The 14,490-nt window shown below is 44.3% G+C and carries 16 protein-coding genes; all 16 read left to right on the top strand.

Annotated features, from left to right (window positions below; all coding sequences use genetic code 11):
• The first annotated feature begins 145 nt into the window (after window positions 1-145).
• The 16 genes from AC2TDN_RS15370 (at window position 146) to AC2TDN_RS15295 (ending at window position 14,483) form a co-directional block, all read left to right on the top strand.
• Entirely contained in the window at window positions 146-622 is a 477-nt protein-coding gene (locus AC2TDN_RS15370; RefSeq protein WP_484688651.1) for a MarR family winged helix-turn-helix transcriptional regulator, read from the top strand.
• Between the two features lie 64 nt (window positions 623-686).
• The gene (locus AC2TDN_RS15365; protein ID WP_484688647.1) at window positions 687-1,871 is read left to right on the top strand and encodes an ArsA family ATPase; all 1,185 of its coding nucleotides are present in this window, start codon (window positions 687-689) and stop codon (window positions 1,869-1,871) included.
• Between the two features lie 6 nt (window positions 1,872-1,877).
• On the top strand, window positions 1,878-2,132 hold the full coding sequence (locus AC2TDN_RS15360; RefSeq protein WP_482067491.1) for a hypothetical protein: 255 nt from the start codon (window positions 1,878-1,880) through the stop codon (window positions 2,130-2,132).
• 5 nt (window positions 2,133-2,137) lie between these two features.
• Window positions 2,138-2,497, top strand: coding sequence for a DUF6463 family protein (locus tag AC2TDN_RS15355; protein WP_484688643.1), 360 nt, complete (start codon window positions 2,138-2,140; stop codon window positions 2,495-2,497).
• A gap of 109 nt (window positions 2,498-2,606) precedes the next feature.
• Complete coding sequence (locus tag AC2TDN_RS15350) at window positions 2,607-3,197, top strand: spore coat protein (RefSeq protein WP_484688639.1); 591 nt, start codon at window positions 2,607-2,609, stop codon at window positions 3,195-3,197.
• A gap of 212 nt (window positions 3,198-3,409) precedes the next feature.
• Window positions 3,410-4,069: a YitT family protein gene (locus AC2TDN_RS15345; RefSeq protein WP_484688636.1), complete on the top strand. Its 660-nt coding sequence runs from the start codon at window positions 3,410-3,412 to the stop codon at window positions 4,067-4,069.
• A gap of 154 nt (window positions 4,070-4,223) precedes the next feature.
• Window positions 4,224-4,598, top strand: coding sequence for a hypothetical protein (locus tag AC2TDN_RS15340; RefSeq protein ID WP_484688633.1), 375 nt, complete (start codon window positions 4,224-4,226; stop codon window positions 4,596-4,598).
• Window positions 4,599-4,720: 122 nt separating this feature from the next.
• Window positions 4,721-6,019: an MFS transporter gene (locus AC2TDN_RS15335; protein ID WP_484688631.1), complete on the top strand. Its 1,299-nt coding sequence runs from the start codon at window positions 4,721-4,723 to the stop codon at window positions 6,017-6,019.
• A 111-nt stretch (window positions 6,020-6,130) separates the two neighbouring features.
• Complete coding sequence (comA, locus tag AC2TDN_RS15330; RefSeq protein ID WP_482067484.1) at window positions 6,131-6,997, top strand: phosphosulfolactate synthase; 867 nt, start codon at window positions 6,131-6,133, stop codon at window positions 6,995-6,997.
• Between the two features lie 266 nt (window positions 6,998-7,263).
• The gene (locus AC2TDN_RS15325) at window positions 7,264-7,464 is read left to right on the top strand and encodes a hypothetical protein (protein ID WP_484688628.1); all 201 of its coding nucleotides are present in this window, start codon (window positions 7,264-7,266) and stop codon (window positions 7,462-7,464) included.
• Window positions 7,465-9,194: 1,730 nt separating this feature from the next.
• Window positions 9,195-10,250 (top strand): efflux RND transporter periplasmic adaptor subunit, encoded by a 1,056-nt coding sequence (locus tag AC2TDN_RS15320; protein WP_484688626.1) that lies wholly within the window; start codon window positions 9,195-9,197, stop codon window positions 10,248-10,250.
• Window positions 10,247-10,936, top strand: coding sequence for an ABC transporter ATP-binding protein (locus AC2TDN_RS15315; RefSeq protein ID WP_482067481.1), 690 nt, complete (start codon window positions 10,247-10,249; stop codon window positions 10,934-10,936). Before AC2TDN_RS15320 ends, AC2TDN_RS15315 begins: the two co-directional genes overlap by 4 nt.
• A complete protein-coding gene (locus AC2TDN_RS15310) occupies window positions 10,933-12,120 on the top strand; it encodes an ABC transporter permease (protein WP_484688622.1) in 1,188 nt (395 codons plus the stop codon). The genes AC2TDN_RS15315 and AC2TDN_RS15310 overlap by 4 nt, the downstream gene beginning before the upstream one ends.
• Window positions 12,121-12,166: 46 nt before the next feature.
• Window positions 12,167-12,748, top strand: a complete 582-nt coding sequence (locus tag AC2TDN_RS15305; protein ID WP_482067479.1) for an RNA polymerase sigma factor — start codon at window positions 12,167-12,169, stop codon at window positions 12,746-12,748.
• A gap of 4 nt (window positions 12,749-12,752) precedes the next feature.
• Window positions 12,753-13,427 carry a 4'-phosphopantetheinyl transferase family protein gene (locus AC2TDN_RS15300; RefSeq protein ID WP_484688619.1) on the top strand — a complete coding sequence of 225 codons (675 nt, stop codon included), beginning with the start codon at window positions 12,753-12,755 and terminating at the stop codon, window positions 13,425-13,427.
• 264 nt (window positions 13,428-13,691) lie between these two features.
• Window positions 13,692-14,483 (top strand): thioesterase II family protein, encoded by a 792-nt coding sequence (locus tag AC2TDN_RS15295; protein ID WP_484688617.1) that lies wholly within the window; start codon window positions 13,692-13,694, stop codon window positions 14,481-14,483.
• Window positions 14,484-14,490 lie beyond the last annotated feature (7 nt).

The raw sequence follows: 14,490 nt of genomic DNA, 5'->3' as shown, positions 1-14,490 counted from the left end.
ACGCAAATCCGATCTTTCTGAAAGGACGATTCGAGTGATTTAACATTTTCCTTGAATATTTTGTAAATACAATTGACATTACTACGAAATCGTATTAAATTAATACCATATAAGCTACGAAATCGTACTAAAAGGAGTCGCCGGCATGCAGCAACTTTACGATCTCTTCCTCAAGACCGGTCTGCGTCCATTCGCTTTCATGACCGATACGCTGCATTTGGAACAAAAAGTGACGCGTTCTGATCTATCTGCGCTGCTTATTCTGCTCATCCGCGGAGATCTGACGATGTCGGAGCTGGCTGCCGAGATGGGGGCACCTTTAAGTTCCATGACGAGCATTGCTAAACGGCTTGAACGCAAAGGCTTTATCGCCCGAGCTGCATCAGCGCAAGACCAAAGAGTTAAGCTGGTCACACTGACGCAGGAAGGATTGCAGCTAGCAAAAGAATCAGAGCATATTATGCTGATCATGCTAGGAAGGCTGGAAGCGGCTTTCACGCAGGAAGAATTAGAGCAATTCACGACACTTATGCTCAAGGCGGCTAAGGTATTCCAAAGTGAGGGACCAGTAAGGCTTGCTGAGACTAAGATCACAGCTGTAAAAATCAAAATCGAGGAATGACCGGTTTGAACCGGTCTCTTTTTTCGATAATTACTACGAAATCGTACTAAAAGGAGTGGTTGACATGAGAATCATCATTTTCACGGGCAAGGGCGGCGTTGGCAAGACGAGCATAGCGGCAGCAACTGCAGTAAAGCTCGCAAAAGAGGGGAAACGGACGTTAATTCTCAGCACGGACGCTGCACATAGCTTGGCGGATTCGCTAGCTATGCCGATTGGTCCGGATCCTGTCCCGGTAACTGAAAACTTGTGGGGGCAGGAAGTGAACAGTCTGCGGGAGACGGAGAACAACTGGGGGGCAGTCCAAGACTGGCTGACAACCATGCTCGACAAAGCACAGCTTAAAGATATTACGACCGAAGAAATGTTGGTGTTTCCGGGCATGGAGGAGCTGTTCAGCTTGCTGCAGATTAAGAAACACGCGCAAAGCGGACAGTTCGACGTACTGGTGGTGGATTGTGCTCCAACTGGAGAGACGCTGCGGCTGCTCAGCTATCCGAACGTATTGAATTGGTGGCTGGAGAAAATATTCCCGCATGAACGCAGGTTGATTAAGTTCGTAAGGCCTGTGGCGAAGCTCGTAAACAACATCGAGCTTCCTTCGGATGGCGTGTTAGACAGCATCGAGCGATTAGCACGCAGCTTGGAGGATATGCAGCGGATCGTGCTGGATCAGGAAATGACATCGGTTAGGATCGTGCTGAACCCCGAGAAGATGGTCCTTGCTGAAGCGAAGCGCTCTTTTACGTATTTGAATTTGTTTGGATTCAATACGGATGCCGTTATCGTAAATCGGGTGCTGCCGGATGAGGCGGGAGAGGGATATTTTGCACATTGGAGAAGCCTTCAAAAGAAGTATGAGGAAGAAATCAAGGTAAACTTCCAGCCTCTGCCGATAATGAAAGCGCCCATGATGCAAAAAGAAGTGATCGGACTGGAAATTCTCGAGGAGCTGGCGGAAATCGTATATGGAAATACGGACCCATCAGCGATGCTTTATTCCGGAAGAACAGAAACGATTCGGGAAGAGGAAGGCGAAATGCTTTTGGAGCTAACGATTCCATTTGTCGATAAGATGGATCTGGATTTAACGCAGACGGGCGACGAATTGACAGTAGATGCAGGTGACTACAAACGCAAAGTCATTTTGCCAAGGCCGTTGATGGGCCGGCAAGTCACTGGTGCGAAGTATGCAGATGATCGGCTTGTCATCCGTTTCGGCGGAAAGAATATACAAGAAATGGGTTGAGGAGCAATGAGAAGCAGCGGGCTTGGAATGGAGCAAGTACTTGAACATCTTTTGAAAGTAGAACGATTGTTTGGACATCTGGAACAACACCAAGCAAAGCGGCATATGCGAAACGGCATCAAGGAATGGCTGCTCGCTTCCCGGTCTATAGTCGACAGCATCATCGATGCTTTGGAAGACGAACCGGAGACGCCGCTTGCACGGAAAATAAAAATCTCAGATACGTGCGAGGATTCGGTCAAAGGAAAAGAGAGGAGATAGACGATATGGTGAGCGGGATCAAACGTCAGGTCGGGCTGCTGCTTATGTTGACCGGATTGCTTCATACAGTAGTCGGCCTGCTTGTATTCACGAAGCAGCTTCTTCCCATCGCTGCTGAGGGACTATGGAACACCGTTAAGGAGGGGCAATGGGAACGTGAAACCGCATTTTGGTTTATGATGTTCGGATTTCTGCTATTATTGCTCGGTTATTTGGTTAATTGGCTGATGATAAAGAAGGACATATCCCCGCCCGCTGCTTTCGGATGGCTGCTGCTTATTCTGAGTCTAATCGGCGCAATCGCCATGCCCGTTTCGGGCTTCTGGCTGGCTCTGCCGCAGGCTTGGATTCTAACGCGTCGGTAATTTTTAATACTGAGAACAGCTGAAACAAAGGAGTGTTCAAATAATGGTGTGCATAATTTTCCTATGCTTGGTTAATATAAAACGAATTGAAAACTAAGGAGGAACTACAATGGCAGCTCATTTGGGAGCACATGAAACGATGGAAGTACATGAAATCTTGACAGGGGCAATCAATGGGATCAATCACTTTATGCTTTATGGTTCCTTAGCGAAAGACCAACGGCTCCTTCAGATTCTTAACAGTCAATTGCAATTTATGACAAATGAGTACAATCAAATGGTTCAAACCTTGAATAATCAAGGGAATAACAATGCAGTGCCATACCAAGCCAAAAACCTTGGAGCACCGATCTATGGGCTGGACAACCCGGAAATGCAAAGCCCGAATCTGGCTATGAGCCAATTTGATGACCGGGATGTAGCGAGCAGCATGCTCTCCTGTCATAAGGCTTCGGCATCCAAGAAAATATTAGCTGCCTTGGAATGCGCGGATCCTCAGCTTCGCAGAATGATGCAGCAAGGAGCGATTAATTGCGCGGAGCAGGCCTATGAAGTATGGCAATATATGAACCATATGGGTTACTACCAGGTCCCGACGATGAAAGAAGAGACTACGAACACGGTTCTGAACACCTATAAGACTGCAACGAATCAATCGAATATAGCAAATATGAATGGTATGCAGCAGCAATTCCAATAATAAAATGACAAATAAGCCCGCTGATCTTTCAGCGGGCTTATTTGCTATACAAACCAGATAAATCTTATTTTTCTATGATCTCCTTCAATTCCGACGAATGTTCGTGAGCGGCACCGTTTTCTTCAGTGGTGGCATTCCCCGGTGCCGGAGAGCATACATTTAAAAAGTAATTAGGACGGGCTCTACACCATTTCAACTAAGGATGATAACCTGTGAGAAAAAGCAGAACGAAATTATTTAACGAACTATTCTTACGCCGTTTGTTCAAGAGGAGTACCCTTATCCTTACAGGTGCTGTCATTCAAGGATTTGCCATGGGCGTATTTCTATTCCCGCATTCCATCCCATCAGGCGGTGGCGCTGGAATAGCGGTATTGCTAAATTACTGGCTTCATACGCCAATAAGTATCGGTTTGTGGCTCTCGAACTTTTTTTTCTTAATCTCTTCGGTTCACTACCTCGGAAAAGTCAGTGCTTTCGGCACGATATTCACCATTACAGCTACGTCGATTTCAGTGAATATTTTCCAAGTATATGGGGCTTCTCCTTTTTCGAATGTATGGATCGATCTCCTGGTTGGCTCCATAATTCTTGGCTGCGGTGTTTCCATTCTTCTCAGTCAAAGGGTTTCAAATGGCGGAATCGGGTTTGCCGCTTTAGCCATCTCGAAATATAAAAATATTGATCCAGCAATCATTTTGTTTTGGATGAACGGTATTATTATCCTTATAACCTCTTATGTTATTGATTGGGTAATCATCATACAAGCCATTATTTGTCAATGGATATCAACGAGAATAGTAAGTTGGTCCCATAACGCTTCCTACCCCAAAAAACACGTATACACGATTGCCTGGCGCAAAAAAAGTTGAGTGCAGTCCCCTTCATTTTGATATTATTGGTCTCCTGCCTTGCGAAGTGCCGCAGGGCGGGCTTTCATGCATATTTTTCAATTTAATCGTAAATCATAATTTATGTTAATTGAATAAATACAGTATATTGCAGCGGAGAAATGAGGAGAAATGAATGGCTGAGAGAAATATTCTGGCTTATTTCAAAAGTCCGGAGCATGCGGAAAAAGCGCTACAGCAAATGAAGCCTTTAAAAATCGTGGATAGTGCGATCGATAGATTTGACGCCTATCCCGGCAGTGGCATTGAGCGTATCGAAAATCCGCTGACTAGCGACTTTCCCAGTCTTGGAAGCGTAACACTTGGCGGCGGTTTATCTGGTCCGGAAGCTGGCATCCTTGCTGCCGCAAGTGTAAGCGCGAGTGGGATGAGCTCAGGCGGCAAGGAAAATGAAGTAACAGGACGCGATATCCTGCTGACCATTGTCGTTGAGGAAGAGGATTTTGACAAAGCGATGGCTATCGTTCAAGCCGAAGGCGCTCTTGTTTAACGAGGAAGTAGAGACGTTCCATGATCTGGAATGTCTTTTTTAGTTCTGCGCGTTGCATATTGCCATTAGCCGGCGAGCGTGCAGATAAACAGAACATCTCCATAAAAGAGGAGCTTCTACCTATGAATAAGACTAAATCGCTGAAGCTGAACATTACATTCCAGAGCGACATAAGCCTGACAGATGAAAAGGAGTCTAGAGGGAAGGATTCGAAATCAGACAGCGGTTCAAAAGGCCGCATTTGGGAGTTTATTGCACTAGCCACGATCCCAATCGTGCTCGTATTTGGGAACTCCATGCTGGTGCCGGTGCTGCCTGTCATGCAGAGAGAGCTTGATATCAGCAAATTTCAAAGCAGCTTAATTATATCCATTTTCTCCCTGGCAGCCGGTATTTTCATTCCGGTCATTGGCTATTTATCCGATCGATTTGGCCGGAAAATGATTATAATCCCAGCATTGATCGTTTACGGGGGAAGCGGAGTCTTGGCAGGCTTTGGCGCTATTTGGGACTCCTATTCGGTAATTATTGTCGCCAGGGCGATTCAAGGCTTTGCGGCTGCAGGAACGGCGCCTATAGCGATGGCACTTGTGGGCGATTTATATAACGGCGGTACAGAGAGCAAGGCGCTGGGCTTGATCGAGGCTTCCAATGGGGTAGGAAAGGTGCTCAGTCCGATTATCGGCTCCTTGCTGGTTTTAATCGTCTGGTATGCTTCCTTTTTCGCTTTTCCCGTGTTTTGCGCGCTGTCGCTGCTGGCTGTCATTTTTTTAATTAAAGAGCCGAAGCATAACCAAAAGCAAAAATTAAAGGCGTATATTCATAAAATCGGACAAATATTCAGCGAAAAGGGTCGATGGCTAATTACTTCATTTTTTGCAGGCTCATTAGGGCTTTTCATTTTGTTCGGCGTTCTATTTTATTTGTCCAACACGCTTGAAGAAGTACCCTACAGCATCGAAGGTGTCAGAAAAGGGTTGATTTTAGCCATACCGCTGCTCGGCATGGCCATCACGTCTTATACGACAGGGAGCTTGATCAAGAAAAATGGCGTTTTGATGCGCTGGCTCATGAATATCGGATTAATTGCCATGACCGTTTCGCTTGCCGCGACGATCTTCTTTTTTAAAAACATTTATGTATTTATTGGCCTATTAACGGTCAGCAGCATCGGTACAGGCCTGCTCCTGCCCTGTTTAAATACGATTATCACTGGTGCCGTTGAGAAAAGCGAGCGAGGCATGATCACCTCTTTGTATAATAGTTTGCGTTTTTTAGGTGTAGCAGCTGGTCCACCTCTATTCGGATGGATGATGGATAAATCGGATCGCATTATTTTTATTTCGGTTTCTGCATTATCATTTATTACGCTCGGATTAGTGTTCTTTCTGATTAAACCCCCCGCCAAATTGACTGAATAACGGAAGGGCTATGTTTGATCGCAATAGTCAATAGGCACCAGCCAAAGGAAAAACGCATAGGATACCTTATCAATCGATGCCCAAATTCATAAGGAATTGAGGAGATACCCGATGAAAGGTTCTCTATGCACAGTTTGGCCCCAAGAGTTATGCGACCCGAGCGGACGTCGTAAAGAGTGCGAGCTTAAATCCGATGATCCCCATGCGCGTCAGGTTGTTGGCCGCGGTCAAACGATGGTCATCGATAAAGGCCTCGGCAGAAACGCATTTATAGATTTAATCGAAACGGCCTCCGATTATTTGGATTGCATCAAATTTGGCTTTGGCACAGCCCCTCTTTATGATAAAGAGCTGTTGATTTTTAAGATCAATCTTGCTAAACAGCACGGTATTACGGTTATGCCAGGCGGTACTCTTTTAGAGACGGCGGTGCAGCAAGAGGTTGTCCCGGCCTTTTTTGATGCCGTTTGCAAGCTTGGGTTCAATGGAATTGAAGTGTCCGACGGCACGATCGAGCTTGCACGCCGCAAACGTACAGAATTGATAAAGGAAGGTGGAAAAAGAGGCCTTCAAGTTTTTACGGAATATGGTAAAAAACTGTCAGGATCGCTTATAGATGCGAAACATCTTGCCCAAACGCTGGAGACTGATTTGGAAGCAGGCGCAAAGCTTGTGACGGTTGAAGCCCGTGAGTCGGGTATCGGTGTCGGCCTATTCGATGAGAAGGGAGAATGCCGGGATCATGTTATAAATATGATCCTTCAATTTATTCCGGATACGCAGCGATTGATGTGGGAGACTCCGCTTAAGCAGCAACAGGTGCATCTGCTGCGCGAGTTTGGTCCCAATGTGCATTTGGGCAATATTCCGCCAGGAGAGGTTCTTTCTCTGGAGACGATGAGACGCGGGCTTCGCCAGGATACATTCGAGTTTGGAGTAGAGGCTAGTGAAGCCAAAAAGTTTTTCTATATGATTTAATGAATGATAGGCAGAGGAAGCCTCTGAGAGGAGAGGTTTCCTTGCTAGGCAGCTAGTTAGATAGACCTGAGTACATAGCGGTATCTGTTTGGAAATCATGATTATTTTGGACAGGTGAAAATGATCAAGGCGGGTGAAAACGGTTTATTGACCTAGCGTAACGCGTCCGACTAAGATGGAAGTAAGTTGTTTCACTAAACAATTCAATGATTTAATGCAGTTGATCGATCAGAGCTGCGCTATCCTTTGGTCTTTGGATGATGATGATGAAGGAATACATTAATAATAAATCGCTTATCGATTTTTTCAACAGCAAAGAGGGCCGCGATCCTTATATCAACATCAGCGCCGTCAAAAAAATGAACGATATGATTTCGTATTACCCACTTATCGATTCCATCTATATGGTCCGATACGAGGAACAGGTTTTGCTCAGCAACGCAACAAACGGACATATTGGCACGTAATCCGGACAAGGTCTTTATTGAGTTTAAACAAAACGTTCCGATCCGCTTTCAGCTTGATGTATGGGCAGATTTAGCCGTACTATCCGGGGTTAAGTGATTTTTGAACGCTGACTCTAATATTTTACTGTTTCAAAACCATTTCTACATTTACAACATTGAATAAGATTCAAAGGAAATTTCGACGCTTCTGATACGCCTAATCGATGCTTTAAGCGCATATATGCGCTTAAAGCTCACCAAAACACATCATATGTTGGCTGTAAGAGCAAATATGTTCTTACAGCAGCCTTTCGACGCTTCTGATATGCCTAATCGATGCTTTAAGCGCATATATGCGCTTAAAGCTCACCAAAACACATCATATGTTGGCTGTAAGAGCAAATGTGTTCTTACTGCAGCCTTTCGACGCTTCTGATACGCCTAATCGATGCATTAAGCGCATATATGCGCTTAAAGCTCACCAAAACACATTATATGTTGGCTGTAAGAACAAATGTGTTCTTACTGCAGCCTTTTGACGCTTCTGATACGCCTAATCGATACATTAAGCGCATATATGCGCTTACAGCTCCCCAAAACACATCATATGTTGGCTGTAAGAGCAAATATGTTCTTACAGCAGCCTTTCGACGCTTCTGATACGCCTAATCGATGCATTAAGCGCATATATGCGCTTAAAGCTCACCAAAACACATCATATGTTGGCTGTAAGAGCAAATATGTTCTTACAGCAGCCTTTCGACGCTTCTGATATGCCTAATCGATGCATTAAGGGCATATATGCGCTTAAAGCTCACCAAAACACATCATATGTTGGCTGTAAGAGCAAATGTGTTCTTACAGCAGTCTTATTAGTAGCCTTTTAAGTCAGACCCTTGAAAGATGATCCCCTATGATTCTCGCCAACCTTCCAACAGGCTCCCTCTTCCATCATTTTTTCCTTCGATTTGATTTTCAATAGAATCATGATCGGCTCCGTCAAAGGCTGACATAGGCTGACATAGGCCGAAGTGCTAACATAATGGAAAGCTGAAGTTGGTTTTGGACCTACCTCGGCTTTTGTTTTATTTTTTGTAAAAATTTAGATTCGAATACACATATATATATAGTTCTTTTGGATTATATTATTATTTTCATTTATCTTTAGATATTCAGATGAAATCTTAAAATGTAAAGGGTTACAAAGAGCATCGGTTTTCGGGAATCCATTTAGCTCTATTTGTCGTTTCGTCATTTAAAAAGAACAAAAAGCTGGGTGTGGTGGAACAGAGCTTGAGTATTTCAAAAGCTAGTAAAAATACCGTGTTTCGGTTTTAATGTGCTAACAGATGTGCGCAGCAACGATTCCTTTTTAGGCGGGTATTCGATAAAAATTGCCGTCTTATTAAGGTTCTAATCAAGTGAGGCGGCACTTCGTTCAATTCCTCTGCTGCATTTGACAAATAATAAAAAGTGTTAAAAATAAAGTCCTAAAAGTCCTGAAACGCATATAAGGTCTTTACTCCTCTGTTACATTGTATTGCACAAACCTGGATAAGGACTTTGGAAATAGGACTTAGGACTCATGCTCCATAAATAGAAATATTTACAATAAAACCAGTTGACCAATGCATTTTCTGTGTTATTATTTTGAGTAAATGCATACATAACTGGAATCGGATGGTTTGTGGAAGGGAGAAAGGACACCTATTTTAAGACAGGTTTACTTACACAAAGAAAAGGTGGATGCCATGAAGAAGTGGATTTGGATCATTGTTATCGTTCTAATTATTGGTGTTATTAGCAGCTTTTCTATCATCGCAATGAATCAGCCTCTTACGGTTGTGTTAGGGGAAGTCACTCAACAATCAATGGCGGAAGCGATATATGTTAGCGGAAAACTGGAAACAAAAGAAACCACTTCACTGTATTCGGATACGAATGGGCTAATCAAAGAGCTGAAGGTGAAGGAAGGAGACAAAATCAAGAAGGGACAGGTTTTAATTACGCTGAATATGGACAGCGTTACGCAGGCTTTGGCAGAAGAGCGTGTAAGTTTGGAAATCACGCAAGCGGAGAGATTGTCAGCGAAACAAGACCACTTCAAGAAATTCCAACAGCAGCAGATTGAAAATCAAGATGCGATCAACGACCCCTTGAATTTAGAGCAATTCGACCTTCGAATCAAAACCCACAATATTAAAATCAACGCTATGGAGAAAAAGCTAGTGAAGGATGAGATCAAGGCAAATGCGGATGGAACCGTCACGGAATTATCTGTGAACAGCGGGCAGCTGATTAGCGAGGGCTTGCTTATTTTGAAAGTTTCAGATTTCTCAGCATACCATGTAGTTGCTGATATCAACGAAATTGAGGCTGGAAAAGTAAAGCTCGGCATGCCAGTATCCATTAGCGGCGAGTCATTCGCAGATGTTTACGAGGGCAAGGTGTCCAAGATGGCATCTACAGCTGTTGTTACGGACCCTGCTTATAAGGATGCTTATGTCGCGACAACCATAGCACTGCAGAAAGTTAGTGACGAGCTTCGCCCAGGGTACAATGTCAACGTGGAATTGAAAATTCCCGATAAGGAAAGGGTAGTCGTTCCTTTGGAAGCTGTCGTACAAAGCGAAGGGAAATCATACATATACAAGGTTGAACAGGAAAAAGCAGTGAAAGTCGAGATCCAAACAGGGAAAGAGAATGATGAGTACTACGAGGTTGTTTCTGGCGTTGCATTGGGAGATAAGATCGTCATCAAAGATGTGGAGTTGCTTGCTGACGGCAGCAAGGTGGTTGTCCAATGATTACTCTCCAAGACATTCGAAAAGTATATCGTAACGGGCCGCTTGAGGTTGAGGCTCTAGCTTCTGTTAATTTGACGATCGAACGCGGTGAATTCGTCGCTATTATGGGATCGTCTGGATCAGGCAAATCAACCTTAATGAATATTATCGGCTGCCTGGATGTACCCACATCAGGCAAATACATACTGGACGGCGAGGAAGTGCAAGCACTTGATGAGGTTCGTCTCTCCTCCGTTCGCAATCGCAAAATTGGCTTCGTATTTCAAAGTTTTAATTTGCTGGGCAGACAAACCGTTCTACATAACGTTGAGCTTCCGATGATGTACGGAGGATTAAGTCGGGCCAAACGCAGCGACAGGGCACTTGAACTGCTCGAAAAGGTAGGACTCGGCGGACGAGTAAAGCATAAGCCTACTGAGCTGTCTGGCGGTCAGCGGCAGCGGGTTGCTATTGCCCGCGCATTGACCATGAACGCGCCGATTCTGCTAGCCGATGAGCCTACCGGAAATCTAGATTCCAAATCGTCAGAGGAAGTCATGGAGCTTTTCAAAAATATCCATCAAGAAGGAACGACGATCATACTTGTCACGCATGAGCCGGAAATTGCTGAGCATGCGGAGCGTGTCCTTTGGTTCGGAGATGGCAAGCTGCTGAGAGAAACGCGTAAAGGGAGTGCCTCTACATGAGTATGTGGGAAAGCATCCTGGTGGCGCTGGACAATTTGAGAGTCAACAAAATGCGTTCGCTGCTTACGATGATCGGGATTGTCTTTGGCGTTATGGCGGTAGTAACGGTTGTATCGATCGGCCAGGCGGGGCAAGCCTCTGTCCTAAATGAACTATCCAATTATAGTGACGGTTATTTCGTTGTTTTCAAAACGGCAGGAGAAGGAAATTCCAATGCTAGCATTACATTAAGAGATTTGAACGAGGCTCGTAAGCTCGATGGCGTCAAATTCGTTTCTACCAGCAGCAGCTTTCAAATGTCGGAGATGCGCGAAACGGAGAAGCTGCTATTTAACCTGCTGGGTACGACATCTGACATGACAAAAATGCAAAAAGTTGATCTGCTGACCGGACGTTTCTTTACTGCTCAAGAGCAGCGCACGAAGCAGAAAGTGCTAGTCGTAGAAAACAAATATGCCGAGAAAGTTTACGGGTCCTCTGGACGTGCATTGAATCGCAAAGTGAAGCTTTCGGGAGGAACCTTCCAAATCGTAGGTGTATATAAGCCGCAAAAAAGTATTTTAGGCGATATGGGCGGAACGCAGTATAATGCTTATGCACCGTTAGAGTCGATGCCGAACTCAAGTGGAGGACGTTATCTTAGCTCGCTAGACATCGTTTCGGAAAATCCAGAACAAATGGATGATCTGATGAAGGAGATGAAGGAATGGCTCGCTCTTAGACATAATGCTGAGCCGGAGAATTTCACCTCCCAATCGGGCAAAGATGCACAGGATATGGTCTCCAGCATTTTTGGCATCCTTCAGGTTGTAATCGGCTCAATCGCCGCAATATCGCTTCTAGTGGGCGGAATCGGAATTATGAACATTATGCTCGTATCCGTAACGGAGCGAACCCGCGAGATCGGAATACGCAAAGCAATCGGGGCTACTCCAAGCGCAATTAAGCTGCAGTTTTTAATCGAGTCGGTCATCCTTTCCTTTCTAGGCGGAATGACAGGCGCACTGCTAGGGTTACTAGTAGGAGCGGGTGTTTCTTTCTTTATGGCTTTGCCTAGCGTAATTTCCATATGGGCCATCGTGATCGCATTTGGCTTTTCTGCAACCGTCGGCATTTTCTTTGGCTATTATCCGGCGAATAAGGCTGCCAAGCTGCAGCCGATTGAAGCGCTAAGATACGAATAACCTATTTGAACAATCGAATGTAGAAAGGCCGTGGGAGGAATGCCGGATGGATCATTCGGAGGAATTTGCCCGATTTATTGAGCCGCATATGAAGAAGGTTCATAATCATTGTCTTTATTTGGCCTGCTGCAAATGGGATGCCGATGATCTGGTGCAGGATGTGCTGATTAAAGCTTATCAATATTATCGGAAGGTCGGTGCCTTTCAGCACCCGTTGACGCTTCTCAACAAGATTGCCCGCAACCTATGGATTGATCAGCTCCGTAGACGCCGCAAAACAATTGTATCTATAGAAGCAGCAGCCAAGCTGCCGTATACCGATCTCAATTATGCTGCGGTTAGAGGGCTTGTGGAATGGATATCTGAACATTTGGCCGAACGTGAGGTTGTCATGCTTCTGCTTTCGGAAGTTTTTAATTATTCGTATCAAAATATTGCTGAGGAGCTGCAGTGTTCAGTTGGTTCTGTCAGAATGTCGCTGCATCGTTCCAAAGCATCGCTGCGGATTACTCGAAAACCGTACGATGATCGATTCAATCGAAAGCTGATGTCAGACTATCACATTGACTGCTGGACGCAAGCCATCATGAATGACGAGCCGGTTAAAAATGTACAGATGGAGGCTTGAATGCATGCTTCAAATCTTTGCTGTCCCAATGAAGGAGAGGATGGGCAAAGCAATGTTTAATCGCTTGTTGAATGAATCATCCCTAGAAAGGCAAGCAAAAGTGCGGCGTTTCGTAAAATACGAAGATGCAGCTCGAAGCTTAATCGGAGATAGGCTGGCTAGAGAGGTTATTGCAAAGCATACCGGTATGTCCATCTTTGACATTCGATTTGAGGACAATAAATATGGCAAACCTCATGTTAGGGATATGAGAGAAGCCATTTATTTTAATGTTTCACATTCCGAGGAATGGATCGTTTGCGCCATTGACGTTTGGCCGGTAGGCATTGATGTGGAACAGATTAAACCAATCGATTTGCAAATCGCCCACCAGTTTTTTTCAGAGCAGGAGTGCGTACAGCTTATGTCGCTGCCATCAGAGCAGCGTCTATCCTATTTTTTTGAATTATGGACGATGAAGGAAAGCTATATTAAAGCAGATGGCAGAGGGCTTTCGATCGCCTTAAATTCTTTTACTATACAAAAGGAAGGCACTGCCTCTGCGCTCATTACCGAAGAGGAAGTAAGCGGCTATTATCTCAAGCAGTACGATATCGATCCTGCTTATAAGCTGGCCGTTTGCAGGATGAGAGATGAATTCCCTGAGAGCATTACTATCATGGGGCTTTCTTCGTTTTGATTTCCGTATTTTAACTTTATGTGTAAAAAAATATTTTTTTCTTTTAATTATTAAGTTTCTTATCGAAAAGTTATCTTGACGCTAATATTCAGATGACAAATTTGGAGTAATTTATAAGTATGAAGTTAATTATTAAAGATTTGAATCAGGATGGTGATGTAATAATTTATTAAATTTTTATAATTTCAACCTCTAAAATAATGACTTACATAGATGTGTTTGATTAATTATTGTCCTAATTTAAAAAAATAATGAGGTGGAATAATGACAAGCAAGCTTTATTCTTGGTTTGTTCCCGCGAATATCCATACACATGCGAAATTGCGATTATTTTGCTTTCCTTATGCAGGAGGCGGAGCAAGTGTTTACCGCGAGTGGCATAAGCTTTTTCCTAAGGAAATCGAGGTTTGTGCTGTTCAGCTCCCAGGAAGAGAAAGCAGAGGCTTAGAAGCGCCTATCCATTCACTAGACCAGCTTGTACATTCGATAACTGATGAAATCCAGCCTTTGCTTAATATGCCGTATGTTTTTTTCGGTCATAGCATGGGAGCGCTGATCGCTTTCGAAACAGCACGCCATTTAAGCAGAAAAAATAAAAGAACCCCCGACCACCTATTCGTTTCAGGCCGATCTGCTCCTCATCTCACACACCGATATAGGAAGATTCACCTACTACCAGATGATGAACTCAAAAATGAATTAAAACTTCTAAATGGCACCCCGGATGCCGTGCTGCAAAATAAAGAGTTGATGGACCTCATACTGCCTCGTTTGAGGGCAGACTTTGAGGTTTGTGAAACGTATATGTACACGGCAGATAAGCCAATCAATTGCCCGATTACTGCATATGGCGGAAAGGATGATCTAGCTGTCAGTTTAGAATCGCTGGCTGCTTGGAGCGAGCATACCAGTCACCATGCTGATTTGAAAATGTTCGAAGGCGATCATTTCTTTTTACATAATGAGCAAGACAATTTGGCGCAAAGCCTGAACAGCAGCATTCTTCAGACTGCCAAATCCTTAGAGAGCAGCTTTATTAGCGTACCAGTGAGATAGGTATGAT

Source organism: Paenibacillus sp. Y660, from assembly GCF_057221575.1.
Note: the sequence above shows the minus strand (reverse complement) of the source record. Positions and strands in the feature narration are given on the sequence as shown.